The 26445-nt window shown below is 61.3% G+C and carries 23 protein-coding genes; 5 read left to right on the top strand and 18 right to left on the bottom strand.

Features of this window, described 5'->3' with window-relative positions:
* Positions 1 to 7: 7 nt before the first annotated feature.
* From PMI25_RS19335 to PMI25_RS19280, 12 genes are all read right to left on the bottom strand, one after another.
* Positions 8 to 637 (bottom strand): class I SAM-dependent methyltransferase, encoded by a 630-nt coding sequence (locus tag PMI25_RS19335; protein ID WP_007964739.1) that lies wholly within the window; start codon positions 635 to 637, stop codon positions 8 to 10.
* 93 nt (positions 638 to 730) lie between these two features.
* Complete coding sequence (locus PMI25_RS19330) at positions 731 to 1375, bottom strand: methionine ABC transporter permease (protein ID WP_007964737.1); 645 nt, start codon at positions 1373 to 1375, stop codon at positions 731 to 733.
* Positions 1365 to 2486 (bottom strand): methionine ABC transporter ATP-binding protein, encoded by a 1122-nt coding sequence (locus PMI25_RS19325; protein WP_007964735.1) that lies wholly within the window; start codon positions 2484 to 2486, stop codon positions 1365 to 1367. Before PMI25_RS19325 ends, PMI25_RS19330 begins: the two co-directional genes overlap by 11 nt.
* Positions 2487 to 2488: 2 nt before the next feature.
* Positions 2489 to 3298, bottom strand: a complete 810-nt coding sequence (locus tag PMI25_RS19320; protein ID WP_007964733.1) for a MetQ/NlpA family ABC transporter substrate-binding protein — start codon at positions 3296 to 3298, stop codon at positions 2489 to 2491.
* 126 nt (positions 3299 to 3424) lie between these two features.
* Positions 3425 to 4783 (bottom strand): LLM class flavin-dependent oxidoreductase, encoded by a 1359-nt coding sequence (locus PMI25_RS19315; protein WP_007964732.1) that lies wholly within the window; start codon positions 4781 to 4783, stop codon positions 3425 to 3427.
* Positions 4783 to 5976: an SfnB family sulfur acquisition oxidoreductase gene (locus tag PMI25_RS19310; protein ID WP_007964730.1), complete on the bottom strand. Its 1194-nt coding sequence runs from the start codon at positions 5974 to 5976 to the stop codon at positions 4783 to 4785. Before PMI25_RS19310 ends, PMI25_RS19315 begins: the two co-directional genes overlap by 1 nt.
* A gap of 36 nt (positions 5977 to 6012) precedes the next feature.
* Positions 6013 to 7254, bottom strand: a complete 1242-nt coding sequence (locus PMI25_RS19305; protein ID WP_007964728.1) for an SfnB family sulfur acquisition oxidoreductase — start codon at positions 7252 to 7254, stop codon at positions 6013 to 6015.
* A 398-nt stretch (positions 7255 to 7652) separates the two neighbouring features.
* Entirely contained in the window at positions 7653 to 8423 is a 771-nt protein-coding gene (locus PMI25_RS19300; RefSeq protein WP_007964726.1) for a hypothetical protein, read from the bottom strand.
* Positions 8424 to 8894: 471 nt separating this feature from the next.
* Complete coding sequence (tcyN, locus tag PMI25_RS19295) at positions 8895 to 9644, bottom strand: L-cystine ABC transporter ATP-binding protein TcyN (protein WP_003220606.1); 750 nt, start codon at positions 9642 to 9644, stop codon at positions 8895 to 8897.
* A gap of 4 nt (positions 9645 to 9648) precedes the next feature.
* Positions 9649 to 10314, bottom strand: a complete 666-nt coding sequence (gene tcyL, locus PMI25_RS19290) for a cystine ABC transporter permease (RefSeq protein ID WP_003220607.1) — start codon at positions 10312 to 10314, stop codon at positions 9649 to 9651.
* Entirely contained in the window at positions 10314 to 11114 is an 801-nt protein-coding gene (gene tcyJ, locus PMI25_RS19285; RefSeq protein WP_007964723.1) for a cystine ABC transporter substrate-binding protein, read from the bottom strand. The genes tcyL and tcyJ overlap by 1 nt, the downstream gene beginning before the upstream one ends.
* Positions 11115 to 11456: 342 nt before the next feature.
* Positions 11457 to 12455, bottom strand: coding sequence for a D-cysteine desulfhydrase (locus PMI25_RS19280; RefSeq protein WP_007964721.1), 999 nt, complete (start codon positions 12453 to 12455; stop codon positions 11457 to 11459).
* 190 nt (positions 12456 to 12645) lie between these two features.
* Between PMI25_RS19280 and epsC the strand changes: the two genes are divergently transcribed.
* Complete coding sequence (gene epsC / locus PMI25_RS19275; RefSeq protein WP_007964719.1) at positions 12646 to 13572, top strand: serine O-acetyltransferase EpsC; 927 nt, start codon at positions 12646 to 12648, stop codon at positions 13570 to 13572.
* A 424-nt stretch (positions 13573 to 13996) separates the two neighbouring features.
* Positions 13997 to 15958, top strand: a complete 1962-nt coding sequence (gene betT / locus PMI25_RS19270; protein WP_177325728.1) for a choline transporter BetT — start codon at positions 13997 to 13999, stop codon at positions 15956 to 15958.
* A 24-nt stretch (positions 15959 to 15982) separates the two neighbouring features.
* Here the strand turns inward: betT and PMI25_RS19265 are convergent, their stop codons facing one another.
* Together PMI25_RS19265 and PMI25_RS19260 are read right to left on the bottom strand one after the other, a co-directional pair.
* Complete coding sequence (locus tag PMI25_RS19265) at positions 15983 to 16243, bottom strand: hypothetical protein (protein WP_007964717.1); 261 nt, start codon at positions 16241 to 16243, stop codon at positions 15983 to 15985.
* A 183-nt stretch (positions 16244 to 16426) separates the two neighbouring features.
* Positions 16427 to 17464: a LacI family DNA-binding transcriptional regulator gene (locus PMI25_RS19260; RefSeq protein ID WP_007964716.1), complete on the bottom strand. Its 1038-nt coding sequence runs from the start codon at positions 17462 to 17464 to the stop codon at positions 16427 to 16429.
* A gap of 205 nt (positions 17465 to 17669) precedes the next feature.
* Here PMI25_RS19260 and PMI25_RS19255 point away from each other — a divergent pair, with 205 nt between their 5' ends.
* The 3 genes from PMI25_RS19255 to mgrA all read left to right on the top strand — a co-directional run bounded on the left by PMI25_RS19255 (position 17670) and on the right by mgrA (position 22427).
* A complete protein-coding gene (locus PMI25_RS19255) occupies positions 17670 to 19895 on the top strand; it encodes a TonB-dependent receptor (protein WP_007964714.1) in 2226 nt (741 codons plus the stop codon).
* Between the two features lies 1 nt (position 19896).
* The gene (locus PMI25_RS19250; RefSeq protein ID WP_007964713.1) at positions 19897 to 21216 is read left to right on the top strand and encodes an LLM class flavin-dependent oxidoreductase; all 1320 of its coding nucleotides are present in this window, start codon (positions 19897 to 19899) and stop codon (positions 21214 to 21216) included.
* Between the two features lie 173 nt (positions 21217 to 21389).
* Positions 21390 to 22427 (top strand): L-glyceraldehyde 3-phosphate reductase, encoded by a 1038-nt coding sequence (gene mgrA, locus PMI25_RS19245; protein WP_007964712.1) that lies wholly within the window; start codon positions 21390 to 21392, stop codon positions 22425 to 22427.
* A gap of 160 nt (positions 22428 to 22587) precedes the next feature.
* On the opposite strand, the gene tauD is transcribed toward mgrA, so the two are convergent.
* From tauD to tauA, 4 genes are all read right to left on the bottom strand, one after another.
* A complete protein-coding gene (gene tauD / locus PMI25_RS19240) occupies positions 22588 to 23430 on the bottom strand; it encodes a taurine dioxygenase (protein ID WP_007964711.1) in 843 nt (280 codons plus the stop codon).
* A gap of 142 nt (positions 23431 to 23572) precedes the next feature.
* Entirely contained in the window at positions 23573 to 24406 is an 834-nt protein-coding gene (gene tauC / locus PMI25_RS19235) for a taurine ABC transporter permease TauC (RefSeq protein ID WP_007964710.1), read from the bottom strand.
* A complete protein-coding gene (gene tauB / locus PMI25_RS19230) occupies positions 24403 to 25197 on the bottom strand; it encodes a taurine ABC transporter ATP-binding subunit (RefSeq protein ID WP_007964709.1) in 795 nt (264 codons plus the stop codon). The genes tauC and tauB overlap by 4 nt, the downstream gene beginning before the upstream one ends.
* A 16-nt stretch (positions 25198 to 25213) precedes the next feature.
* Positions 25214 to 26191: a taurine ABC transporter substrate-binding protein gene (gene tauA, locus PMI25_RS19225; RefSeq protein ID WP_007964707.1), complete on the bottom strand. Its 978-nt coding sequence runs from the start codon at positions 26189 to 26191 to the stop codon at positions 25214 to 25216.
* Positions 26192 to 26445 lie beyond the last annotated feature (254 nt).

The following is a 26445-nucleotide window of genomic DNA, read 5'->3' as shown; positions in this document are numbered from 1 at the left end:
TTGATCTTCAGCCAACCCGCCGCCAAACGCTGGCCAGCCAAGGCTGCTGCTCGCGCGGCAAGCCTGCCGGCCGGTAGTAGTGCTCAAGCTCGACAAACCCCGCCGCCGTCAACAACCCGCGCCACGCTTCAAGATCGTGATACGCGCCATACCTCGGCCCGTTCCAGCCCTCACGGTTATCCCCGCGCGGATTGGAGCTGAACAACACCCCGCCCGGTTTCAGCGTGCCATGCAACTGCTTGAGCACTCGCGGCAACTCCTGCGACGGCACATGAAACAGCACCGCATTGGCGAAGATGCCGTCGAAGCGCTCGGCCGGCAGATCGAGTTTCAGAAAGTCCTGCTGCCAGACCTCGCAACCGCTGTCCTCGCGGGCCATGCGCGCAAATTCCGGCGTGCCATCGAGGCCGACCGCGACGTGGCCCAGGCGGGTGAACGTCTGCAAGTCGCGCCCCGGGCCGCAGCCGAAATCGAGAAGGGTGAACGGCGCAGTGCCGTGGATATGCCGTAGCAGCGCGTCGATGTTCTGGCTGACATCGTGATCGCGGGTGCCTTCGCGAAAGTCTTCGGCCACCGAGTTGTAGTGGCCGAGGGTGGTGGCGGTGATCTGTTCCAGATCGGTGGGCGTTTGCTTCATGGTCAGGTGCTGCGCGGCAGTTGGTGTGTGTCGAATATACGCCAACCCGCGGGGCCGCTGCTCGCGATAGCGGTTTCAGAGGCGCGGCATGCCTTAACGCTTGTTCAGGCCCCGCGCCAGACGATCCCCGCCCAACTGAATCACCGCTACCAACGCCACCAGCAACACAATCACCGTCAGCATGATCTGGCTGTCGAAACGTTGATAACCGTAGCGGTAAGCGATATCGCCCAAACCGCCGGCACCAATCGCCCCGGCCATGGCTGACGAGTTGATCATGGTCACCAGCGTAATCGTGAACCCGCCGACGATCCCCGGCAGCGCTTCAGGCAACAGCACATGCCAGACGATGTACCAGCGCCGGCAGCCCATGGCTTGCGCCGCCTCGATCAAGCCGTGATCGACCTCACGCAGACTCACTTCGGCAATCCGCGCAAAGAACGGCGTCGCGGCGATGGTCAGCGGCACCACCGCCGCCCACACACCGTAGGTGGTGCCGACAATCAGCCGGGTGAACGGAATCAGCGCGACCATCAGAATCAGAAACGGGATCGAGCGGAACAGATTCACGAACGCGCCCAGCGCCCGGTTGAGCAGCGGCGCCTGATAGATCCCGCCCTTGTCGCTGGTGACCAGAATCACCGCCATCGGGATCCCCACCAGCAACGCGATCAGTGACGACACGCCGACCATCAGGAAGGTGTCGATGAAACCCTGGAGCAAACGATCAAACCACATAACCCGATACCTCCACCCGTTGCGCCCACTGCCCGGCGCGCTCGCGCAATTGTTCGGCGCTCAAGGATGAGCCGCTGACCGCCAACAACAGTTGTCCCAGCGCGTGGCCCTGAATCCGTTCGACGCCGCCCTGCAGCAACCTCACGCGTCCACCGAGGGCGGTAAATAACGCGGCCAGATCCGGCTCGTCGGCGGCGCTACCGGTGAACTGCAAACGCAGCACCACCGCTGCCTCGGAGTAGGGTGGCTGGGCATGCAGGCGATTCTGCAGCTCTGCCGGCAAGGCGTGTTGCAGCGGCGCGAGCAAGGTCTGGCTGACCTCGTGCTGCGGATTGCCGAACACCTCCCAGACCGGGCCTTGCTCGACGATCCGCCCGTGTTCCAGGACCACCACGCGGTCGCAGATTTCGCGGATCACCGCCATTTCGTGAGTGATCAGCACAATGGTCAGGCCCAGGCGCTGGTTGATCTCGCGCAGCAGGCCGAGGATCGATTGGGTGGTCTCCGGATCGAGCGCCGAAGTGGCCTCGTCGCAGAGCAGAATGTCCGGGTCATGCACCAATGCGCGTGCGATGCCGACGCGCTGCTTCTGCCCGCCGGAAAGCTGCGCCGGGTAGGCCGTGTGCTTGGCTTGCAGGCCGACCAGTTCGAGCAGTTCGCGGACTTTCTGCTCGCGTTGTGCCTTCGGCACGCCAGCCACCTTCAATGGCAGTTCGACGTTCTGCCACACGGTCTTGGCCGACATCAGGTTGAAGTGCTGGAAGATCATGCCGATCCTTCGGCGCAAGGTCACCAGACGGTCTTCATCGAACTCGCCGATATCGACCTGATCGATCAGCACCCGCCCTGCAGTGGGTTGTTCCAGACGATTGATGGTGCGGATCAGCGACGACTTGCCGGCGCCGCTGCGACCGATGATGCCGAACACCTCGCCGCGCTGGATCGCCAGGTCGATGCCTTGCAGGGCCGCGACCGGGCCTTGCCGACCCTCGTAGGTTTTACCCAGGCCGATGAAGCGCACGTGGGCGCGATTCAGCTCGGGATGCAGTTCGGTTTTTTTAGCATTTTTGGGCTCTGGAATCTCCAGTCGCCGTTGGATCGCGGCCGTCATGTTCAGCTTTCCCAGCCGGCCTGATACAGCTTGCCGTGGGCTTTATCCAGGGCGGCGCGAACGGCCGGCGAGTGCTGGTAGATGTCGACGAATTTGATCAGGCGCGGATCGTCCTTGCTCTTTGGCTGGATCACGAACTGGATCACGTATTCCTTGTGGTCGAGGCCGTCGAACAGCAGCGCCGAGCCGGCGTCGAAGGTCTTCGCCAGACGAATGTAGGCCGGGTAGCCCTGGACCAGATCGGCGTCGTCATAGGCGCGCACCAGTTGCACGGCTTCGACTTGGAGGATCTTGATCTTCTTCGGGTTGGCGACGATGTCGTCTTCGGTGGCCTTGTAGCCGACCCCCGGTTTCAGGGTAATCAGGCCGGCCTTGGCCAACAGTTGCAGACCGCGACCGCTGTTGATCGGGTCATTGGCGATGGCGACGCTGGCGCCTTCTGGCAACTCGTCGAAGCTTTTGTATTTTTTCGAATAGAGGCCGACGTTGTTGATGATGCCCGGGGCGAACGGCACCAGGTCAAAACCGGAAGCGGCCTTGGCGTTTTCGAGGAACGGGATGTGCTGAAAGTAGTTCACGTCGATGTCGCCGGCGGCGAGGCTGACGTTCGGCGCGATCCAGTCGGTGAACTCCACCAGTTCGACTTTCAGGCCTTGTTTGGAGGCCTCTTCTACGGCAGCTTCCAGGGGAATGGCGAAGGCGGCGGTGGTGCCGATTTTCAGTGGTGCATCAGCGGCGAACACCGCTGAGCTGAACAGGCCGAAGGCCAGGGCCAGTGCTTTGACTGGGTGGGAGAGACGTTTCTTGGTCATGGTGGTTTTTCCAGTCAGTGCATGAATTTTGTGGTGTCTGGTCGGGCCTCATCGCTGGCAAGCCAGCTCCCACAGGTTTTGTGAACGCCACAGACCCTTGTGGGAGCTGGCTTGCCAGCGAAGCTTTTAATGTCGGTATGAAGAGCCAGTGTGTTGCTCAGGTAAATGCGCCTCACCGTGGAACAACTTCTCGCGCAAACTGCCGCTCTCATACGCAGTCTTGTACGACCCACGCCGCTGCAACTCCGGAATCACCAGCTCGATGAAATCGACATAGCTTTCCGGGGTCACGATGCGCGTCAGATTGAAGCCGTCGAGCCCGGTTTCAGCGATCCACGCTTCCAGTTCATCCGCCACTTGCTCAGGCGAACCGACCACGGTGATGTAGCGGCCACCGAGAGCGTGCTGCTCGAGCAATTTGCGTCGGGTCCAGTCGTTGTTCTGCAGGTTCTTGGTCGCGGACTGGATGGCATTGCTCTTGACGTACTGGATCGGTTCGTCGATTTCGTACTGGGAAAAGTCGATGCCGGTGGAGGCCGAGAAATGCGCGACGCCGGCCTCGGCGCTGGCATAACTCAGGTACTCGGCGTGCTTGGCCCACGCGGCTTCTTCGGTCGCGCCGACGATCACGTTGAGGCCCATGAACACCTTGATGTCTTCGGGATTGCGCCCGGCCTCGACCGCACTGGCGCGGACCTTGTCCACCTGCACCTTGGTCGACGGTTTGTTCTGGCCGCTGATGAACACGCACTCGGCGTGGCGCCCGGCGAACAGCAAACCGCGATCCGAACTGCCAGCCTGGAACAGCACCGGTGTGCGCTGCGGCGACGGCTCGCAGAGGTGATATCCCTCGACCTGATAGAACTCGCCGTGGTGTTCGACCTTGTGCACTTTCTCCGGCTGCGCGTAGATGCGTTGCTCGCGGTCATTGAGCACCGCGCCGTTTTCCCAACTGCCTTCCCAGAGTTTGTAGAGCACTTCAAGGTACTCGTCGGCCTGATCGTAGCGACGGTCATGCTCGACCTGTTCGCGCAGGCCCATGGCCTTGGCGGCGCTGTCCAGGTAACCGGTGACGATATTCCAGCCGACCCGACCGCGGCTCAGGTGATCGAGCGACGACATGCGGCGGGCGAACAGATACGGCGGCTCGTAAGTGAGATTGGCGGTCAGGCCGAAACCAAGGTTTTTTGTCACCGCAGCCATGGCCGAGACCAGCAGCAGCGGGTCGTTGACCGGCAGCTGGATCGACTCTTTGAGCGTGACGTCCACCGAATTCTGATAGACGTCGTACACGCCGACGATGTCGGCGATGAACAGCCCGTCGAACAGCCCGCGCTCCAGCAACTGCGCCAGTTCGGTCCAGTATTCGAGGGTGTTGTAGCGCGTCGAAGTGTCGCGCGGATGCGTCCACAGGCCATGGTTGATGTGGCCGATGCAGTTCATGTTGAACGCGTTGAGCAGAATCTTCTTTTTCGCGCCGCTCATCAGATCGTCCCCCGCAGCGGAGGGTTTTCATCGTTGAGGTAGTAGTTACCCACCGCGTGAAACTTCCAGCGTACCGGGTCGTGCAGGGTGTGCACCCGGGCGTTGCGCCAGTGACGGTCGAGGCCGTGCTCGATCAGGGTCGCCTGACTGCCGGCCAGTTCGAACAGGGTGCTGCCGGCCGCCAGGGAAATTTCAGTGCTGATCGACCGTGCTTCGGCGACGGCAATCGAGGCGGCAGCGACGGTCTCGGCGTTGGTCTCGGCCTGGGCCTTGTCGAGGAATTCGCCGGAGCGTTCCAGCAGTGCTTCGGTGGCGTGCAGACGAATGCTCAAGTGACCGAAACTCTTCAGGGTCAGCGGGTCTTCGGTGGCTTTGTCGTTGCCGGAGTCGATCCATGGCCGGGTCTTGCTGCGCACGAAGTGCAGGGCATCTTCGTAAGCGGCGCGAGCGATACCGGTATCGATGGCGGCGTGAAGAATCTGCGCCAGCGGGCCGACCGTGGTCGGACGCTCGAAGGCGCTCTGGAACGGAATCACGTCCTCGGCGGCGACGTAGACGTCTTCGAACACCACCGAACCGCTGCCGGTGGTGCGCTGGCCGAAACCGCTCCAGTCGTCGATCACCGTCAGGCCCTTACTGTCACGCGGGACGAAGGCCAGTTGCTGCACGCCGTTTTCATCCACCACCGAGGTCGGGATGCGCTGGGCGTAGATCGCGCCGGTCGCGTAGAACTTGCGCCCGTTGATGCGATAGCCGTCGCCGTCACGCTTGAGACTGGTGACGCGGTCGTGGGCGGTTTTGGTGCCCAGTTCCGCCAGGGCGTTGCCAAAACGTTGACCGGCCAGCACCTCGGCGTACAGCCGCTGTTTCTGCTCGTGGCTGCCGTTAACCCGCAGCACTTCGAGGGCGTAAAAATGGTTCTGCGGAATCTGTCCGAGGGAGCCGTCGGCCTGAGCGATCAGGGCGATGACTTTGGCCAGGGTCACGTTGGACACGCCGGCGCCGCCATACTCCTTGGGCACGCTGATGCCCCACAGGCCGGAGCGGGAAAACACGTCGAGCTCCGGCAGTGGCAGGCGGCGTTCGCGGTCACGCACGGCACTGTCGCGTTTGAAATCTTCGGCCAGGTCGCTGGCGACGATCAGGGCTTGCTCATCGCTGGTGATGACCGCGACGGGATGGGAAAAAGTCATGGTTCTCTCCAATGCCTTTGAGAAAGTGTGCGGTCGTCAGATCCAGGAATGGCGGGCCGGCAAAGTACCGTTCAGGCGATAGGCGCCGACCGCGTGATATTTCCAGCGCACCGGGTCGTGCAAGGTGTGCACCCGGGCGTTGCGCCAGTGACGGTCGAGGTTGAATTCGGCGAGGGTCGCGCGGCTGCCGGCCAGTTCGAAGAGTTTTTCGCTGGCCAGCAGCGAGATCTCGGTGGTCAGCACTTTGGCTTCGGCCACGGCAATCGAGGCGCGGGCGGCGGATTCGGCGGTCAGCGGCGCGGTGTGTACCTGATCCAGCACTTGCCCGGCCTTGCGCAGCAGTGCTTCAGCCGCGTGCAGTTCGATTTTCAGTTTGCCGATGTCGGCGATCACGTAGAGGTCATCGCTGGCGCGTTCGACCTTGGCGTCGATCCATGGCCGCGCGCGGGTTTTAACGAATTCGATGGCGTCGTCAATGGCGCCACGGGCGATGCCGGCGTCGATGGCCGCTTGAATCAATTGCGACACCGCGCCTTGGGTATTGGGCTTTTCGTTGATCTTCCAGTTATCGACGACGAGGCTCGACTCGACCCGCACGTTGTTCAGCAAAATCGTGCCGCTGGCGGTGGTGCGCTGCCCGAAGCCCGACCAGTCATCAACGATGCGCAGGCCCGGGGTGCCACGGCGGACGAAGGCCAGCACTTGCCTGCCGTCGTCATTGAGCGCCTTGACCGCCACCCAGTGCGCGAACAGCGCGCCGGTGGAGTAGAACTTCTGGCCGTTGATCACGTAATCATCACCATCGGCGGTGATACGCGCTTTCAATTCAAGAGTATTTTTGGTGCCGCGCTCAGGGCCGGCATTGCCGATGCGCCAGCCTTCCAGAACGCTCTGGAACAGCTGCTTTTTCTGTTCTTCAGTGGCGCTGCCAAGCACCAGATTGATAATGCCGAACTGGTTCTGCGGGATCTGTCCCAGTGCCGGGTCGGCTGCGGAAATGATCGCGAACACTTCGGCCAACGTGACAAACGAAACCTGCGGGCCGCCGTACTCACGCGGGATGGCAATGCTGCCCAGACCGCTGCGGGTGAACTGTTCGATTTCCGACCACGGCAGCTTGCGCTGACGATCACGTTTGGCGGCCTGCACGCGGGCAACTTGCGCCAGTTCGTGGGCAGCCTTGATGGCTTGGGCGTCGTTGCGCAAGACCTGCGCGGGCAACAACAACGGGGCGATGTCCAGATCCGACTGGACGTTTGCATCGGCCAGACTGGACATCAGTGCCGCTCCTTGGCTGCACGCAATGCCCTGGCGATCTGCACTGGGGTGATTGTGTTCCGGACCATACTACCTACCTCACATCTCATGAAAAACGCCGCAAAAGTGCGGCGAACGAAAGAATGTCCGGTGGTCCGGTTCATATACCCTAAGCGTGTATAAATATTAAATAAACTAACTTTTAGGAATATGTATAGAAGGGGTGGTGGTCGGGTTGGTTAACAACTTTGTTTCGGTGACTGGAGTGTGGCAAGGAGCTCGTCGAATCGTCGCACCATCCCGTTCGACTGCGCAGCAGTTGCGAAACCTGATCTCCACGTTTCAATTGAAAGAACGCGTTCTGCAGGTTCTGGGGGCGCTTCGCACCCCAGCGGGAGCGAGCTCCCTCGCCACAAAGTTCAGCGCTCTTCTTTGCGCGATTCAGCAGCCTTCAGCGCTTGGCGCAACGGTACCTTCAGATAAGGATTCACACAGCCGATCTTCAGCGCCCGTGGCGGTGCCCAGCGTGAGTTGTTGCCCACCCAGTCGATGATGCAGTAGGTCACGTCCAGACGCAGATCCTCACCGCCTTCGACGATCACTGCCGGTGGTACCCAGACCTGAATCGGAAGGCCGACATCGGCTGCGGTGATCCGGGCCAGGTCCATGCGCACGTCGCCCCAGCGCAAGGTAATGGCGTCGTCCTCGGCCATGTTCAGGTAGGGTTCGATGGTCAGTGGTACACCGCGTTTGATCTGATAGGGATTCACGCCCTGGCGCCGAATGGTGTCGGGCAGCGAGACGGGCGCCAGTTGCTGATTCTCGTCACCGCAGAGCGGCGAAGGCTGGCCGCCGGGGCAATCGAGCTTGACCTGCACCCGGGTTGCCGCCGACAGCGCCGGCCCCTGGCCGATCTGCATCACCCGATAGTGAATCCGTGCGGTGCCACTGGCGATAAAACTCTCCGGTACCCGCAGGCTGATCGAGGCGCCAACGTCTTCGCTGGTCAAGACCCGCGATGCAACGTAGCAGTTGTTCCAGAACAGTTCGATCAGATCACCGGCGTCCATGCCGGAATAGGGCAGCACATCAATCAGCAAATGCGCGGCAGCCGCCAGGTTGATCGCGTTGTTGTGTGCGGATGCGAGGTTCGGCGCTGCCAGTTCGGCAATATGCGAAGTGCGGGTCATCAGGTTCTCTCCTTGAAGTCTTGCGGCGAATTCCATGTCTTGAAAAAACAAAAGGCGTGATGAATCGGTAATGCAACCGTGAACTTTTGTTCGGGCTGAGTACGGATTTATTCAACTACTGGGTGCCGGTTGCCGACTAGATAAGAGCGTGCGGGAAAGAGTGTCAATAGAGCATGTTAGTTAATCAATGAATTACGGATTAATCAGAAGCTTCCTACGCTGATCAGGCATGCTGCCTAGCTGTTATGGCGAATGGAACTACGATTCTTCCGGAGTTTCTGCGGTTTCTGTGTAGACCGGTTTAAGTGGTTTTACAGGCGCAAAAGCGCGCCGCAGATTATTTTTATCTGTTGCAGAGGATAAATGTATTGTTTTGACAGGTTTTTAAACTGGAGGGATTCAAATATTTTTCAGGCGGGGGGAAGTATAACTTCCATCCGTGGAAGTTAATGATTAAAAACAATAATGTTCTCAGGCGTGATTCAGGAACTTGCTGAGAAACTGTTGGGTGCGTTCTTCTTTCGGATTGGCAAACAACGCCTTGGCTTCGCCTTGTTCGACGATCACGCCCTTGTCGAAAAACACCACACGGTTGGCCACGTCGCGGGCAAAACCCATTTCGTGGGTGACGATGACCATGGTGCGTTTTTCTTCAGCGAGACCGCGAATGGTCGCCAGCACCTCGCCCACCAGCTCCGGGTCGAGGGCCGAGGTCGGCTCGTCGAACAGGATCACTTCCGGCTCCATCGCCAGCGCCCGGGCAATCGCCACGCGCTGCTGCTGACCGCCGGACAGACGACGCGGATAAGCATCTTCCTTGCCGGCCAGACCGACCTTGGCCAGCAGCTTCATGCCCAGGGCAACGGCTTGCTCGCGCGGCATCTTCTTGACCACGATCGGCCCTTCGATGACGTTTTCCAGCGCCGTGCGGTGGGGGAACAGGTTGAAGTTCTGGAACACGAAGCCCACGTGCTGACGCAGGTTGCGCACCAGGCTCTGTTGCTGGCTCAGCGGGCGGCTGGTATCGATCTCGATATCGCCGACCTTGATCCGGCCGCTGGTGGGTTGTTCAAGGAAATTCAGGCAGCGCAGGAACGTGGTCTTGCCCGAACCGCTGGGGCCGATGATGGCCACGACCTCACCTTCCTTCACCTCAAGATCGATGCCTTTGAGCACCTCTTGACCCTTGAACTGCTTGGTCAGTTTTTCCACGACAATCATGGGGTCAGGACTCCTGGTCGTGCCGATTGGCCCGCTCTTCCAACTTGTTCTGCAGGTGCGACAGCACCGTGGCCAGAATCCAGTAGATCAGCGCGGCGGCAAGATACATGGTGAAGACTTCAAAAGTCCGGGCAGTAATCAGTTGCGCCTGGCGGAACAGTTCCGGCACCTGAATGGTGGCGGCCAGTGCCGTGTCCTTGACCAGCGAAATGAAGCTGTTGCCCAGCGGCGGCAGCGCCGTGCGCATGGCTTGCGGCAGGATGGCCCGGCGCAGAGTCTGCGCACGGGTCATGCCGATGCTCGCAGCGGCTTCCCACTGGCCGCGCTCGATCGAACCGATCGCCGCACGCAGGATTTCACAGGCGTAGGCGGCCATGTTCAGCGAGAAGCCGATCAGCGCCGCCGGCAGCGGATCCAGTTCCAGACCCAATTGCGGCAAGCCGTAATAGATCACGAACAGTTGCACCAGCAACGGCGTGCCGCGAAAGAACGACACATAGATGCGGGCAATCCAGCTCACCAGTTTGAAGCGCGACAGGCGCATCAAGGCCAGGCCGAAGCCCAGCAGTAAGCCGAAGAACATGCCGCCCAGGCTGAGGATGACCGTGTAATACGCGCCCTTGAGCAGAAAGGGCGCGGAATCCAGTGCGAGTTGGAAAGCTTCTTCCATTATTTGGTGACGTCAGCGTTGAAGTATTTCTTCGACAGCTTCTCAAGGGTACCGTCGGCGCGCAGCTCGTCGAGCGCCTTGTTCACCGCCGCCAGCAGCTCAGGCTCGCCTTTGCGCAGGGCGATACCGGATTCCTGACGGGAGAACGCTTCACCGGCAGCCACGGTTTTCGGGGCTTTCTTGGCGTATTCCAGTGCAGCCAGACGGTCGATCAGGATGGCGTCGGTGCGGCCGTTGTTCAGGTCGGCGAACTTGGTCGGATCATCGTCGTAGGTACGCACGTCAGCGCCCGGCACGTTGGCGCGGACCCACTGTTCGTAGTTGGTGCCCAGGCCGACACCGACTTTCTTGCCGGACAGATCGGCGGCAGTCTTGATGTTCAACTTGGCTTCCTTGTCCTTCAGCACCAGCGCCTGAATCCCGGAAACGGTGTACGGCTCGGAGAAGTCATACTTCTTCTTGCGCTCGTCGGAGATGGTCACTTGGTTGACCACGACGTCGAGACGTTTGGATTCCAGTGCAGCGAGGATACCGTCCCACTTGGTCGGCTGAATCTTGGCTTTGACGCCGAGTTTCTGCGCCAGGGCTTCGGAGAGTTCGACTTCGAAACCGGACAGCTTGCCGTCGGCATCAACGAAACTGAACGGTGGGTAAGTGCCTTCCAGGCCGACGTTGATGACGCCTTTGTCCTTGATCTGTTGCAACTGCTCACCGGCGGTTGCCTGACCGATCAGGCCGGCGCTCAGTGCAAGGCCCAGCGAACCTACCAGCAGATTGCGACGTAGTGCGGAAAAATTCATGACAAGCCCCTGTGTTTTCTTATGGAAGACGCTTAAGGAAAGTTGGCGAATCCGGGAATTCAACGACTGCGTTATCGTGCCCTAAAGCAGCTTATGCGTCTTGCCCGAAATTCGCCTGCGGCGAGACTATAAGATGTCTGCTTTAGACTTGAAAATACTTAATATCTAATTTGATATTCATATATGGAATATGTGGCATCTGCCTGTGGCGAGGGAGCTTGCTCCCGCCCGACTGCGCAGCAGTCGCAATACCTGCCGCCAGTGTTCAACTGAAAATGGGGAAGCAAGTTTGGGGGCGCTGCGCGCCCCAGCGGGAGCAAGCTCCCTCGCCACAAAAGCACTTCAACCGCTCAAAGCGTCCTTGTAGGCAAACAACGCCGGCGCCCCACCCGTGTGCAGGAAGATGATCGGACCCTCGTTGAAACGCTGGCGGCCGATCCCGTCGAGCAATCCGGCCATGGCCTTGCCGGTGTACACCGGGTCGAGCAGCACCGCGTCCTGACTGGCCAACAGTTTCACCGCCGCGAGTGTCCCGGCATTTGGCTCGCCGTAACGCGGGCCGAAGTATTCGTCCCACAACTCGACCTTGAAGTTCACGGGCAATTTTACGCCCAGCAGGTCCGCCGTGCGCTCGGCCAGACCCTGCACTTTCGGTCGCTGATCTTCTTCGCTGCGCGAGACCGTCACGCCGATCACTGGCAATTGCGGCAGCGCTTCGCTCAACGCAAGCGCCAGACCGCTGTGGGTTCCGGCGCTGCCCGAGGCCAACACCACGGCGGCGAAATCCAGGCCGGTGTCCTTGATCTGTTCCGCCAGTTCCAGACCGGCACGTACGTAGCCCAATGCACCGAGTGCATTCGAGCCGCCGATCGGCACCAGATAGGGTTTCTTGCCATTGCTGCGCAGGCGCACGGCGAGGGCGGCCAGTAATTCGTCGGCGTTGTCGAGGTTGTCCACCAGCTCGACCTTGGTGTCGAGCAAGTCCAGCAGCAGGCGGTTGCCGTTGCCGGTGTAGTTGCTGTCGTCGGTGCCCAGCGGATTTTCCAGCAGCGCCACGCAACCCAGGCCGAGTTTGGCCGCCAATGCGGCGGTCTGGCGTACGTGGTTCGATTGCAGGGCGCCGGCGGTGATCAGCGTGTCGGCGCCTTGGGCGAGGGCGTCGGCGGCAAGGTATTCGAGTTTGCGCAGCTTGTTGCCACCCATGGCCAACGGCGTCAGGTCATCGCGTTTGATGTACACATCGCGGCCCAGCCAGGCGGACAGGCGTTCGAGTTTTTCCAGTGGCGTGGGTTGGCCGAGCAGGTCGAGACGGTTAAAGCGATCCAGCTGTTGTTTGATCATGAGCCCGTACTGGCGGAGGAAGATGACAGGACTATAGGCAGGCGGTTTTAGCGGGGCAACCGTGAATTGCTTATAGCCAAATGTGCTTAGTCCAGCACTATCGGTTCTTGATGCGCCCTCACGGGCATGTCGTAAAGTAGTCGCCGTTGACGCGGCCCGACCGTCCGGCCGCCCGTGAGGAGTCTTTACCGTGAGCGAGCGTTCCAGCCATTGGCAATTGCAGACCATCGTCAGCCAACTGCGTACCGCGCGGGATCAGTGGCGTACCCAGAATGGCCGGGCCAGCGGCGAGCAGGGTGGTCGCGAGTTACCGTCCCGCGCCGCGATGGCCGAGATTCTCGAGGCGCTGTGTGGTGCGTTGTTCCCGATGCGGCTGGGGCCAGTGGATCTGCGTGAGGAAAGTGAGGACTTCTATGTCGGGCATACCCTCGATACCTCATTGAATGCCTTGCTGGCGCAGGCGCGGCTGGAGTTGCGTTATGTCGCGCGGCACAGCGCTCAAGGTGATGCTGATGTCGAAGCTCAGGCGATCCGTATAATTCGGGATTTTGCCCTGGCCTTGCCGGGCCTGCGCAGCCTGCTCGATACTGACGTGCTGGCCGCCTATCACGGTGATCCGGCGGCGCGCAGCGTCGATGAAGTGTTGCTGTGCTATCCGGGGATTCTGGCGGTGATTCACCATCGTCTGGCGCATCATCTGTATCGCGCCGGGTTGCCGTTGCTGGCGCGAATCAGCGCGGAGATTGCGCACTCGGCCACCGGCATCGATATCCATCCGGGCGCGCAGATCGGCCGCAGCTTCTTCATCGACCACGGCACGGGTGTGGTGATCGGCGAGACCGCGATCATCGGCGAGCGGGTACGGATTTATCAGGCCGTGACTCTGGGCGCCAAGCGCTTCCCGGCGGATGAAGACGGGCAGTTGCAGAAGGGCCATCCGCGGCATCCGATTGTCGAGGATGACGTGGTGATTTACGCCGGGGCGACGATTCTCGGGCGGATCACCATCGGCCAGGGTTCAACCATCGGCGGTAATGTCTGGCTGACGCGGAGTGTGCCGGCGGGGAGCAACCTGACCCAGGCCAATCTGCAGCATGATGACGGGACGCAGAAGTAAAACATCCAATTCGTTTGTGGCGAGGGAGCTTGCTCCCGCTGGAGGCCGCAGGACTCCCAATTGCGACTGACGCCGGATTGGGACTGCTGCGCAGTCCAGCGGGAGCAAGCTCCCTCGCCACAATTTTCGCATCGAATCAGGTTGATGGCATTCAGCCAATTCTCCATTGAACGAATCCCCCCAAACCCGCGTCATACCCCTCCTTGGGCTACTGTAGGAAAACTACCGCCTGGCCCTGCGATTAGTCCTTACCACCCTATCCATGTTTAACTTGAACGTTCATTCAAGTTAAACCGGTGGTTCGCTGCCCGCTCACAACAGGAGGCTTGCCTTTGCTGAGTCCGATCATTTCAGCCACGTTTCAACCCCTCGAGGTGCACGTTTCATGAGTGCATCGTCTACCCCCGCCAGCGGTCTGGTGCGCATGAATCCGCCGGTGTTCTACTTCGCCGCGACGGTCATTCTGCTGTTTGGTCTGGTTGTCATTGCCATGCCGGAGCAGGCCGGCGCCTGGTTGCTGGCTGCGCAAAACTGGGCGGCCAATACGGTCGGCTGGTACTACATGCTCGCGATGACGCTGTATCTGGTCTTCGTGGTGGTCACCGCGTTATCGGGCTACGGCAAGATCAAACTCGGTGCCGACCACGACGAACCCGAGTTCAGTTACCTGTCCTGGGCCGGCATGCTGTTCGCCGCCGGGATCAGCATCACGCTGTTTTTCTTTTGCGTATCCGAGCCACTGACGCACCTGGCCCAACCGCCGCAAGGCGAGGCCGGCACCGCCGATGCGGCGCGGCAGGCGATGCAGATTCTGTTTCTGCACTGGGGCCTGCACGGCTGGGGCGTGTTCGCCTTCGTCGGCATGGCGCTGGCCTATTTCGCTTACCGGCATAACCTGCCGCTGGCCTTGCGTTCGGCGCTGTACCCGCTGATCGGCAAGCGCATCAACGGCCCCATCGGTTATGCGGTGGACGGCTTCGGTATCATCGCCACGGTGTTCGGTCTGGGTGCCGACATGGGCTTCGGCGTGCTGCACCTCAACTCCGGTCTCGACTACCTGTTTGGCATCGCGCACACCCAATGGATTCAGGTCGGCCTGATCACCCTGATGATGGGCGCGGCGATCATCGTTGCCGTGTCGGGTGTGGACAAGGGCGTGCGGGTGATGTCCGACATCAACATGCTGCTGGCCTGTGCGCTGCTGCTGTTCGTGTTGTTCGCCGGGCCTACCCAGCACCTGCTCAACACCCTGATCCAGAACCTCGGCGATTACCTCGGCGCGTTGCCGATGAAGAGTTTCGACCTCTACGCCTACGACAAACCGAGCGACTGGCTCGGTGGCTGGACGGTGTTCTATTGGGCCTGGTGGATCGCATGGTCGCCGTTCGTGGGCCTGTTCATCGCGCGCATTTCCCGTGGTCGGACCATCCGTGAATTCGTCTTCGGCGTGCTGCTGATTCCGCTGGGTTTCACCCTGGCGTGGATGTCGATCTTCGGCAACAGCGCCATCGATCAGGTGCTCAACCACGGCATGTCGGCGCTGGGGATGTCGGCCCTCGACAATCCGTCAATGAGCCTTTACCTGCTGCTGGAAACCTACCCGTGGAGCAAAACCGTCATCGCGGTGACGGTGTTCATCAGCTTCGTGTTCTTCGTCACCTCGGCCGACTCCGGCACCGTGGTGCTCTCGACCCTGTCGGCCAAGGGCGGCAACCCGGACGAAGACGGGCCGAAATGGCTGCGGGTGTTCTGGGGCGCGATGACCGCGCTGATCACCAGTGCGCTGCTGTTCTCCGGCAGCATCGATGCACTGAAGTCGGCGGTGGTGCTGACCTCGTTGCCGTTCTCGATGATCCTGTTGCTGATGATGTGGGGCCTGCACAAGGCGTTCTATCTGGAGTCGCAGAAACAGATCGCGCAGCTGCATTCGCTGGCCCCGGTCTCCGGTTCACGCCGTGGCAAGGGTGGCTGGCGTCAGCGTCTGAGCCAGGCCGTGCACTTCCCGTCACGCGACGAGGTGTACCGCTTCATGGACACCACGGTGCGGCCGGCGATCGAAGAGGTGACGGCGGTGTTCGCCGAGAAAGGTCTGAACGTGGTCACCCAGCCGGATCCGGCGCACGACAACATCAGCCTGGAAATCGGTCATGGCGAACAGCATCCGTTTGTCTACCAGGTGCAGATGCGCGGCTACTTCACGCCGTCGTTTGCGCGCGGAGGCATGGGTTCCAAGCAACTCAACAACCGCCGCTACTACCGCGCTGAAGTGCACTTGAGCGAGGGCAGTCAGGACTACGATCTGGTCGGCTACACCAAAGAGCAGATCATCAACGACATCCTCGACCAGTACGAACGCCACATGCAGTTCCTGCATCTGGTGCGTTGATCGGCAACTGAGCGCCGGGACGTTTCACGACTCGGCGCTCAGCACCATGAACAACACCATCGCCGCCATCGGCACCCCGAACACCGCACTGCCCACCGCGATCTCCGACCCCAGCGGCTGCCCGGCATGCACCACCCCCACCGCGCCATTGATCACCGTCAACGCCAGCCACAGCGCGGCGAAACTGTAGGCCAGCGTCTGCCGGCTGAAGCCAATGCGCTCGCCGATGTAAAGCATCAGGGCGAGCAGGGCCAGGCCGAAGAAGATGATGATGGCGGTGTGCATAGGCGTGCCTGCGGGTCATGCGGTGCTTGATCGGACGCCTTCGCGGGCAAGCCCGCTCCCACAGTGATCTCGGTCATTCACAGATTCTGCGTACAACCAAGATCCTGTGGGAGCGGGCTTGCCCGCGAAAGGGCCACCTCGGTGTTACTTCGAGCATAGCCAATCCAGCCTAGGCCATTTTGGTCAGGTGCTCTCGCGCTCGATCACATTGCACTGCAATAGATTCAGGCGCTGCACATCATCGCTCGGCAACACCCCAAGGCTTTCCAATACCCGCGTTGCCGCCAGTACGCCAATCTCCAGTGCCGGCGGTTCGATCGTGCTCAGGCTCGGCAACAGCATCTCGGCGAACGGGTAATCGCCGAAGCCGAGCACGGCGCAGTCTTCGGGGATTTTGATGCCGGCGCGTTGCCCGGCGAGCAGGCCACCGGCGGCGAGGTTGTCGTTGGCGAAGATGATCGCGTCGGCGCGCGGGGAGGCGTTCATCAGCGCTTCCATCGCTTGCTTGCCGGCTTCAAACGGCGCGCGGTCGGCGTCGGGGGCGAACACCCACGGCTCAAGGCCGAACCCGCGCACGGTCGCGGCGTAACCGTCGCGACGCTCGAGGGCACTGAGGTCACCGGGAGCGCTGTTCTGTACGAAGGCGATGCGGCGATAGCCTTTATCGTGCAGATAACGCGCAGCGGTCACGCCGACTTCATAGTGCGAAAAGCCGATCTGCATCGGCTCGCGATCCGGCTGGTAATCCCAGGTTTCGATCACCGGAATATCCGCTTCGGCGATCATCTTTTCCGTGCCCGAACTGTGGAAGTGGCTGGTCAGTACCAGCGCCGCCGGCGACCAGCCGAGAAATGCGCGCACGGCGTTTTCTTCCTGCTCGGTACTGAAGTAACTCGACGCCAGCAGCAATTGATAACCGTGGCGGCTGAGGGTGTCGCTGAAGCCCTGAATGGTGTTGGCGAAGATCGGCCCGGAGATGTTCGGAATCACCATGCCGACGATTTTGCCCCGCGCCGACGCCAGTCCGCCGGCCACCAGATTCGGCACGTAACCCAGCTCGGCCACCACCGCCGCGATCCGCTCGCGGCGCTCCGGCGAGACGGTTTCCGGCTGATTGAAATAGCGCGACACGGTAATCGCCGAAACACCCGCCTGGCGTGCCACCGCATTCAGGGTCACGCGTCCGGCGCCACGGCGTTTTCGGGGCTTTTCTTGGCTCAAGGCTCGATCCTTCTTAAAAACCAAAATGCATATAAAAGTAATTTTTCAGTATTGGACGCTCTATGACGAGCTTGTCGATACTGGTGATGTTAGCGCTAACAAAGCGTATTGTCTGCTACTCGCTCGAGCGAATGCCCAAGACACCGATTCAGGCGCTGTCGTCGTAGAACGGCAGCGGTTCAGGGCCAATTTCGAGCGGGCAACCATGCACAACATTCCTGGGGCGACACACACACTGGCGCAGTCGATTCGCGCCGCTGGCTGGATTTTTACCGGGCTGGCAGTGTTGCCGCTGCCCAATGCTTTTGCCGCCGACAGCAGCGATCAAGAGCCGACCCTCAAGTCCGTCACGGTCACCGCCACCCGCCGCGAAGAGTCGCTGCAGAAGGTGCCGGTGGCAGTGTCGGTGATCGACGGCGAACAACTGGAGCGCGACAACCGCAACGGCGTGGCGAGCATCGTCCAGCAAGTGCCGTCGCTGAATTTCCGTACCGGTGCGTCGAACAAGGACACCTCGTTGTTTGTGCGAGGCGTCGGCACGATTTCCACCTCGCCCGGCGTCGAGCCAACAGTGGCCACGGTGATCGATGGCGTGGTCTATGCGCGTCCCGGTCAATCGACCCTTGATCTGCTGGATCTGGAACGCGTCGAAGTGCTGCGTGGCCCGCAAGGCACGCTGTTCGGCAAGAACGCCTCGGCCGGTGTGCTCAACATCACCAGCAAGGCGCCGACCAACGAGACCCACGGTTACATCGACCAGTCGTACTACAGCGGCAACGAAAGCCGCACCCGTTTCGGCATCGGCGGCAGCCTGATTCCGGACACGCTCAAGGGTTCGATCAGCACCCTGTTCGGTAGTTACGACGGCAACGTCGACAACAAAAACAATGGCCAGGAGGTCAACGGTTACAACCATCGCGGGGTGCGCGGCAAACTCGAATTCACGCCCAATGACGACATCACCTTCACCCTGATCGCCGACTACATGCAGTCCCACGATGACGGTCCCAACGGCGTGGTCAGCAAGTCGCTGACCCCGGCCTTCGCCAACGCGCTGAGCCCGGTGAACGCGACCAGCCACAACCGCGACATCAACACCGACACCCGCAGCCACGTCGAGGACACCAACAAAGGCCTGTCCGGCCAGCTCGACTGGCAACTGGGCGATTACACACTGACCTCGATCACCGCATGGCGCGGCTGGGACAACACCCAGTATCAGGACGGCGATCGGCTGAGCACGATCAGCGCAGCGTTCCCTGGTACCGCCGACAAGGGTGATCTGGCTTTTGATCAGTACTCGCAGGAGCTGCGCCTGGCTTCGCCGAAAGGTGAGTTCCTCGAATACGTTGGCGGCCTGTTCTACATGCACGGCAAGGACGACGAGACCTATCAGCGCACCTTGACCACCACCACGCGTACCGACCGTGGCGTCGCCGATTACAGCACCACCAGCGACAGCTACGCGGCGTTTGGCGAAGCCACGCTGAACTTCACCTCGGACCTGCGTGGCATCGCCGGCCTGCGCTACACGCACGATGATCTGGAATACGATCACCGCCGCGTCTCGACCTCGGCGACCACGGTCAGCGGCATTCAACCTGCAACCAGCAGTTCCGGCTCGGTGGACGAGGACGGCTGGTCCGGTCGGCTCGGCGTGCAGTACGACCTCAGCGAAACGGTCACCACTTACCTGACCTACTCGCGCGGCTACAAAGGCCCGGCCTACAACGTGTTCTTCAACATGCAGCCGCGTGACACCGAGGCGCTGAAGCCGGAGACCTCGAACACCTGGGAGGCGGGGATCAAGGCCACCAGCTGGAACAACCGGCTGACCACCAACCTCGCGGTGTTCCACAGCGATTACGACAACTACCAGGCGAACTTTTTCGACACGGTCGCCGGGCAAGTGGTGACGCGTCTGATCAACGCCGGCAGCGTCAGCACTGAAGGCGTCGAACTCGATTACGCCTTGCAGGCGACCCAGCAATTGAAGTTCTCCGGTGCGTTGGCCTACACCCGCGCCCGCATCGACCAATTCAGCTGCCCGGCGGGTGCGGCGGCGTCGTGCAACGTCAATGGCAAGCCGTTGCCGTTCAGTCCGGACTGGAAAAGCTACGTGCGCGCCGACTACAGCATCCCGCTGGACAACGGCCTCGATATCGAATTCGACACCGACTACAGCTGGCAGAGCGAAGTGCAGTACGACATCAGCCAGAACGCCGATACCAAGCAGGGCGCCTACGGCATCTGGAACGCCAGCGTCGCTCTCGCCGATTACAGCAACGGCTGGCGCGTGGCGCTGCTGGGCAAGAACCTCGCCGACAAGTCCTACTCACCGTTGCTGGCCAGCGGCGGCAGCTACATCTACCGCGCCGTGCCACGGGATGACGAGCGCTACTTCGGCGTGCAACTGCGCAAGGATTTCTGAGATGAGCAGACAACTGAAACTCGGCGCGTTTCTCATGGCCACCGGGCACCACATCGCCGCGTGGCGGCACCCGCAGGTGCCGGCCAATGCCGGTCTGGATTTCGCCCACTACAAGCGTCTGGCGCAGATTGCCGAGGCAGCGAAATTCGACACGCTGTTCGTCGCCGACAGCGTCGCCGCGCCGACTCAGGAAATCGCCAGCCGCATGGCGCGTTCGGATCACTTCGAACCGCTGACCTTGCTCTCGGCCCTGAGCGCGGTCACCGAGCACATCGGCCTGATCGCCACGGCGACCACCAGCTACAACGAGCCGTACCACGTGGCGCGCAAATTCGCCTCGCTCGATCATCTGTCCGGCGGGCGTGCGGGGTGGAATCTGGTGACCTCGGACAACGCCGCTGAGGCACTGAATTTCGGTCGCGACGAACACCTCGGCCACGCCGAACGCTACAGCCGCGCTCGCGAGTTTCATCGAGTGGTCACCGGGCTGTGGGACAGTTGGGAGGACGATGCTTTTGTCCGCGACAAGGCCAGTGGCGCTTATTACGACCCAGCAAAATTGCATGTGCTGGATCACGTCGGTGAGCACTTTCGGGTGAGAGGCCCGCTGAACGTGGCGCGCTCGCCGCAGGGGCAACCGGTGATCGTGCAGGCAGGCTCGTCTGAAACCGGGCGTGAATTGGCGGCGCAGACCGCCGAAGTGGTGTTCACCGCGCAGACTTCGCTGGCCGGCGCGCAGGCGTTCTACGCCGACCTCAAGGGGCGCCTGGCCAAGTACGGACGCAGTGCCGATTCGCTGAAGATCATGCCCGGGGTGTTTGTCGTCGTCGGGCAGACAGAAGCCGAAGCGCAGGAAAAATGTGAAACGTTTCAGCAATTGGTCGAACCGGAGGTTGGCGTCGCCTTGCTTGGGCGTATGCTGGGCAACTTCGACTTGTCGAAGTACCCGCTGGACGGACCGCTACCGGAGTTGCCTCTGACCGACAGCGGCCAGCAGAGCCGGCAGAAATTGCTGACTGAATTGGCGGGGCGGGAGAACCTGACCCTCGCCGAATTGGGCCGCAGGATTGCCGGTGGGCGCGGGCATTACAGCCTGGTCGGCACCCCGGCGCAGATCGCCGATCGCTTGCAGAAATGGTTCGAGCAGGGCGCGGCGGATGGTTTCAACGTGTTGGTACCGCACCTTCCGGGCGGGCTGGAAGATTTCGCCCAGGGCGTGGTCCCGGAACTGCAACGGCGTGGGTTGTTCAGAACCGAGTATGAGGGCCGGACGTTGCGCGAGAACCTCGGCCTTGCCCGACCCATAAACAAATTTGTGTAAACACCCTGTGGTGAGGGGATTTATCCCCGATGGGTGGCGAAAGCCACCCCCAAATCTGCATTCAAATTCGCGATTTTTTTGGGACGGCTACGCCGCCCATCGGGGATAAATCCCCTCACCACAAAGTTGAAATTCACCCTCAATTTGCTGTCAATCAAACAAGAGAGGATTCGATGACTTACACCGCTGCCGAAAACCGCTACGACTCCATCCCTTACCGCCGCGTCGGCCGCAGCGGTCTGGTGTTGCCGGCGCTGTCGCTGGGCCTGTGGCACAACTTCGGCGACAGCACGCCGATCGACACCCAGCGTGCCCTGCTGCGTACCGCGTTCGACCTGGGCATCAACCACTTTGACCTCGCCAACAACTACGGCCCGCCGTACGGCAGCGCCGAGATCAATTTCGGTCGTTTGTTGCGTGAAGATTTCAAGCAGTACCGCGATGAGCTGATCATCTCGAGCAAGGCCGGTTGGGACATGTGGCCTGGCCCGTACGGCCAGGGCGGCGGTTCGCGCAAATACGTGCTGGCCAGTCTCGACCAGAGCCTGCAGCGCCTGGGTCTGGACTACGTGGATATCTTCTACTCGCACCGCTTCGACCCGGACACCCCGCTGGAAGAAACCGCCAGCGCCCTCGCCACCGCCGTGCAGCAGGGCAAGGCGTTGTACATCGGTATCTCGTCGTACTCCGGGGTGAAAACCCGTGAAATGGCAGCGCTGCTCAAGGAGTGGAAAGTGCCGCTGCTGATTCATCAGCCGGCGTACAACCTGCTCAATCGCTGGGTGGAAAAAGACCTGCTCGACACCACCGACGAACTCGGCACTGGCGTCATTGCGTTCACGCCGCTGGCGCAAGGTCTGCTGACCGACAAGTACCTCAACGGCGTGCCGGCGGATGCGCGGGTCAATCGTCCGGGCGGTAGTTCGCTGCAGGCTTCGCACTTGTCCGAGGCCAACATTGCCCACGTGCGTGCGTTGAACGAGATCGCCAAACGTCGCGGCCAGAGCCTCGCGCAACTGGCGCTGGCCTGGACCCTGCGTGATCCACGGGTGACCTCGGCGCTGATCGGCGCGAGCCGGCCAGAGCAGATCATCGAGAACGTCGGGGCGTTGAAGAACCTGAGTTTCAGTGCCGAGGAACTGGCGGAGATCGACCGGTTTGCCCAGGAGGGCGGGATCAATCTTTGGGAGAAACCGTCGACCGCTGAATAAGTGACTGGCGCCGAATTATTCGGCGCCTGCTCTGACGCTTTCGCGGGCAAGCCCGCTCCCACAGGATTCCAGTCGTACACAAAGTCTGTGAACGGTGCTGTACCTGTGGGAGCGGGCTTGCCCGCGAAGGGGCCAGTTCAGACAACGAGGAAATCGGGTCTTATCTGAAGAACGGCACATCCCCCAACACCGTCGCCCGCTGCATCACCCGCCGCGCCGGGCGGTAATCATCCACCGCGTAATGTTGCGTCACGCGGTTGTCCCAGAACGCAATGTCGTCCTGCTGCCAGCGCCAGCGAATGGTGAACTCCGGCCGGGTTGCGTGGGCGAACAGGAATTTCAGAATCGCCTCGCTCTCGGTGTCCGACAGCTCGTTGATCTTCGAGGTGAAGCCTTCGTTGACGAACAACGAGCGGCGTCCGCTCACCGGGTGCGTGCGGATCACTGGATGTGACAGCGGCGGATTCTTGCGCCGCGCCTCTTCCCACTGTGCCAGGGCTTCTGGGGTGTTGCCGTAACGCTCCAGCGGAAACGAACGGGTGAAATCGTGCGTCGCGGTCAGGCCTTCGAGCAGCTTTTTCATCGGTGCCGACAGCGCTTCATACGCGGCAATTCCGCTGGCCCACAGGGTGTCGCCGCCAAACTCCGGCAGCAGTTTGGCGCTGAGCACTGCGCCCATCGCCGGGGTCGGCAGGAAGGTCACGTCGGTGTGCCAGATCGCGTTGTCGCGCACGTCGGTGACGGCGGTGTCGAGGATCAGTACTTCGGGCTGCTCCGGCACGTTCGGGTAGATCGGGTGAATATGCAGGTCGCCAAAATACGCGGCGAAACGCGCCTGTTGCGATGGCTCGACCGGCTGGTTGCGGAAGAACAGCACCTGATACTTGAGCAGCGCCTGCTCGATGGCATCGCGCTGTTCCAGGTTCAACGGCTGGCTGACGTCGACGCCGCTGATTTGCGCGCCGAGGGCCGAGCTTAAGGGGGTGATTGTCAGGCTGCTCATGGTCTTACTCTTCGAATTCGGGGATAGAGCTTTTGTAGGAGTGAGCCTGCTCGCGATTGCAGGCTGGCAGTCAATGCTGGGGTGAATGACACACCGCAATCGCGAGCAGGCTCACTCCTACAGGGGATTCACATCAAATATGTCAGTGCGCCTGGCCGTGCCACGGCACCAGTTTGCGCTGCAGCGCACGCAGGCCCATTTCCATGGCGAAGGCGATCAGGGCGATCACCAGAATTCCCAGCACCACCACATCGGTGACCAGAAATTGCGCGGCCGATTGCACCATGAAGCCCAAACCGCTGGTGGCGGCGATCAGTTCGGCGGCGACCAGGGTCGACCAGCCAACGCCCAGACCAATGCGCACACCGGTGAGAATGTCAGGCAGGGCGCTGGGCAAAATCACATGGCGAATCAGTTGTGCGCGAGTGGCACCGAGCGACTGCGCGGCGCGCAATTTCGCCGGGTCTACAGTACGCACGCCGGTCGCGGTAGCAATGGCGATCGGCGCGAAAATCGCCAGGTAGATCAGCAGCACTTTCGACAACTCGCCAATGCCGCACCAGATCACGATCAGCGGCAGATAAGCCAATGGCGGAATCGGCCGGTAGAACTCGATCAACGGATCAAGCACACCACGGGCAATACGGTTGGCGCCGATGGCGATGCCCACCGGCACTGCGGTCAGAATCGCGAAGCCGAGGCCCAGACCGATGCGGCTCAGGCTCGCGCCCAGGTGCTGCCACAGGGTCGAATCCATGTAACCGGTGGTCGCCAGCAACCAGCCTTTTTGCAGCACGGCGGACGGTGGTGGCAGGAACAGTGGTTCGATCAAACCGGTGGCGGTTACGGCCCACCAGATCACCAGCAAGGCGAACAGGGTCAGCAGGCTGATCCAGCGGGTGCTGAGGCTGCGCCGCACGGGAATTGCCACCGATGGGCTTTTCACGGCGGGGGCGGAAACGTCGTAACTGCTCATGCGCGCTCCTGCCGTTGCACGGCGCTGCGTTGCGAGAACACTTTGCTCAGCACGTGCTCGCGGGTTTCGATAAAACGCGGGTCGGATTTGATCGCCCGCGCCGATTCACCAGCAGCGTAACGCTGGCCGAAATCCAGGTGCAAACGCTCGACGATCTGCCCCGGATTCGGCGCCAGCAGAATCAGGTCAGTGGCGAGGAACACTGCTTCTTCAATGTCGTGGGTAATCAGGAACACCGGTTTGGCGGTGCGCTGCCAGACTTGCAGCAACAGCTCCTGCATCTGCTCGCGGGTGAACGCATCGAGGGCGCCGAAGGGTTCGTCCATCAGCAGCACGCGCGGGTCAGCGGCGAGCGCGCGGGCCAGGCCCACGCGCTGCTTCTGGCCGCCGGAGAGTTGCCAGATACGGCGGTGTTCAAAACCTGTGAGGTCGACCAGCGCGAGCATCTCGCGGGCGCGCTGTTCGCGTTTGTCTTTGGCAACGCCAGCCAGTTCCAGACCGAAAGCCACATTAGCCAGCACATCCTGCCAAGGCAGCAGCGCATCATCCTGGAACACCACGCCACGTTCGGCGCTCGGGCCTCTGACCGGCACGCCGTCGAGGGTGATGCGCCCGGCGCTGGGTTCGACGAAACCGGCAATCAGGTTCAACAGCGAAGTCTTGCCACTGCCGGACGGGCCGAGGGCGACCAGCAATTGCTGTGGCCCGAGGGTCAGGGAAATGTCCGCCAGTACCGGTTCCGGGCTGCCGGGATACTGTGCGCTGATGCGCTCCAGCTGTAGCAAGGCCATCGCAGTGAACTCCCGATCAGTTGGTGATGTATTTGGCGCTGACGTACGGCGCGTAGTCCGGCAGGACGGCTTCGACCTTGCCTTGCTCCTTGAGGAACGCGGCGGTGTCGGTAATGGCCTTGGTGGTCGGCGCGCCGAGGGTGATCACCTGATCAGCCGCCAGCGGGTAGACGTTGCCTTGCAGCAGCAGCGGAATGTCGCTGGCCTTGGCGCCGGAGAGCTTCACCAGTTTGTCGACGTGGGACTGATCGGCGAGCCAGGCTTTGGGATCCTTGCGGTAGTCGGCGTAAGCGTCGAGGGTGACCTTGGCGAACGCGGTGACGATTTCCGGGTGCTTCTCGGCGAAGTCCTTGCGCACGATCCAGGCATCGAAGGTCGGCGCGCCGAACTTGGCCAGTTCACCGGAAGTGATCAGCACTTTGCCGTTTTCCTTGGCGACACCGAGGGCCGGATCCCACACGTATGTGGCGTCGATATCACCGCGTTTCCACGCGGCGATGATCGCTGGCGGGGCGAGGTTGAGCACGGTGACTTTCGACGGATCGATGTTCCAGTGCTTCAACGCCGCGAGCAGGCTGTAGTGACCGGTGGACACGAACGGCACGGCGATTTTCTTGCCGACCAGATCCTGCGGGGTCTTGATCCCGGAACCGTCGCGGGCGACCAGTGCTTCGGCGGCGCCGATCTGGGTGGCGATAAGGAAGGTTTCCACTGGCACCTTGCGAGTGATCGCAGCGGTCAGCGGGCTGGAACCGAGGTAGCCGATCTGCACGTCACCGGAAGCGATGGCGGCGATAATGTCGGCGCCGTTATCGAACTTGCGCCAGCTGATGTCGGCCTTGGTGGCTTTCTCGTAGGCGCCATCGGCCTGGGCGACTTTCGCCGGGTCAACGGTGGTCTGGTAGGCGACGGTGAGGTCGGCGGCCTGCGCCAGAAAGCTCGCAGCAGCCAACGAGGCCACGGCCAGCAGGCGAAGCGGGAAATTCAGTTTCATGGGGAGTGCTCCAAATCAGGCGACCGATGATCGGCGTGAAAGGAGACTAAATGATCTAAGAATCTAAAAATAAATAACTTTTTAGACTTAGCTTATGAGCGGAAAAATCTAAGGCGTGAGGGATTGTGGGTGAGGTCATTGTGGCGAGGGAGCTTGCTCCCGCTGGAGGCCGGAGGACTCCCATATCAATTCATCACGGTGCTGCTGATGCACCGGGGGACTGAAGTTGCGACTGCTGCGCAGCCGAGCGGGAG

This window comes from Pseudomonas sp. GM30, from assembly GCF_000282275.2.
Classification (GTDB): domain Bacteria; phylum Pseudomonadota; class Gammaproteobacteria; order Pseudomonadales; family Pseudomonadaceae; genus Aquipseudomonas.
This window is presented reverse-complemented; position numbering and strand designations above follow the sequence as displayed.

Bases quoted from the DNA above. Each gene is read 5' to 3' on its own strand.
- betT (WP_177325728.1), top strand. From the start codon at position 13,997: ATGAATCCGCCGGTGTTCTACTTCGCCGCGACGGTCATTCTGCTGTTT.
- PMI25_RS19325 (WP_007964735.1), bottom strand. From the start codon at position 2,486: ATGACGGCCGCGATCCAACGGCGACTGGAGATTCCAGAGCCCAAAAAT.
- tcyL (WP_003220607.1), bottom strand. From the start codon at position 10,314: ATGGAAGAAGCTTTCCAACTCGCACTGGATTCCGCGCCCTTTCTGCTC.
- tauA (WP_007964707.1), bottom strand. From the start codon at position 26,191: ATGAAACTGAATTTCCCGCTTCGCCTGCTGGCCGTGGCCTCGTTGGCT.
- tauD (WP_007964711.1), bottom strand. From the start codon at position 23,430: ATGAGCAGCCTGACAATCACCCCCTTAAGCTCGGCCCTCGGCGCGCAA.
- mgrA (WP_007964712.1), top strand. From the start codon at position 21,390: ATGACTTACACCGCTGCCGAAAACCGCTACGACTCCATCCCTTACCGC.
- PMI25_RS19310 (WP_007964730.1), bottom strand. From the start codon at position 5,976: ATGACTTTTTCCCATCCCGTCGCGGTCATCACCAGCGATGAGCAAGCC.
- PMI25_RS19330 (WP_007964737.1), bottom strand. From the start codon at position 1,375: ATGTGGTTTGATCGTTTGCTCCAGGGTTTCATCGACACCTTCCTGATG.
- PMI25_RS19300 (WP_007964726.1), bottom strand. From the start codon at position 8,423: ATGACCCGCACTTCGCATATTGCCGAACTGGCAGCGCCGAACCTCGCA.
- PMI25_RS19280 (WP_007964721.1), bottom strand. From the start codon at position 12,455: ATGATCAAACAACAGCTGGATCGCTTTAACCGTCTCGACCTGCTCGGC.
- PMI25_RS19320 (WP_007964733.1), bottom strand. From the start codon at position 3,298: ATGACCAAGAAACGTCTCTCCCACCCAGTCAAAGCACTGGCCCTGGCC.
- tauB (WP_007964709.1), bottom strand. From the start codon at position 25,197: ATGGCCTTGCTACAGCTGGAGCGCATCAGCGCACAGTATCCCGGCAGC.
- PMI25_RS19255 (WP_007964714.1), top strand. From the start codon at position 17,670: ATGCACAACATTCCTGGGGCGACACACACACTGGCGCAGTCGATTCGC.
- PMI25_RS19250 (WP_007964713.1), top strand. From the start codon at position 19,897: ATGAGCAGACAACTGAAACTCGGCGCGTTTCTCATGGCCACCGGGCAC.
- PMI25_RS19305 (WP_007964728.1), bottom strand. From the start codon at position 7,254: ATGTCCAGTCTGGCCGATGCAAACGTCCAGTCGGATCTGGACATCGCC.
- tauC (WP_007964710.1), bottom strand. From the start codon at position 24,406: ATGAGCAGTTACGACGTTTCCGCCCCCGCCGTGAAAAGCCCATCGGTG.
- PMI25_RS19335 (WP_007964739.1), bottom strand. From the start codon at position 637: ATGAAGCAAACGCCCACCGATCTGGAACAGATCACCGCCACCACCCTC.
- tcyJ (WP_007964723.1), bottom strand. From the start codon at position 11,114: ATGAATTTTTCCGCACTACGTCGCAATCTGCTGGTAGGTTCGCTGGGC.
- PMI25_RS19315 (WP_007964732.1), bottom strand. From the start codon at position 4,783: ATGAGCGGCGCGAAAAAGAAGATTCTGCTCAACGCGTTCAACATGAAC.
- tcyN (WP_003220606.1), bottom strand. From the start codon at position 9,644: ATGATTGTCGTGGAAAAACTGACCAAGCAGTTCAAGGGTCAAGAGGTG.
- PMI25_RS19265 (WP_007964717.1), bottom strand. From the start codon at position 16,243: ATGCACACCGCCATCATCATCTTCTTCGGCCTGGCCCTGCTCGCCCTG.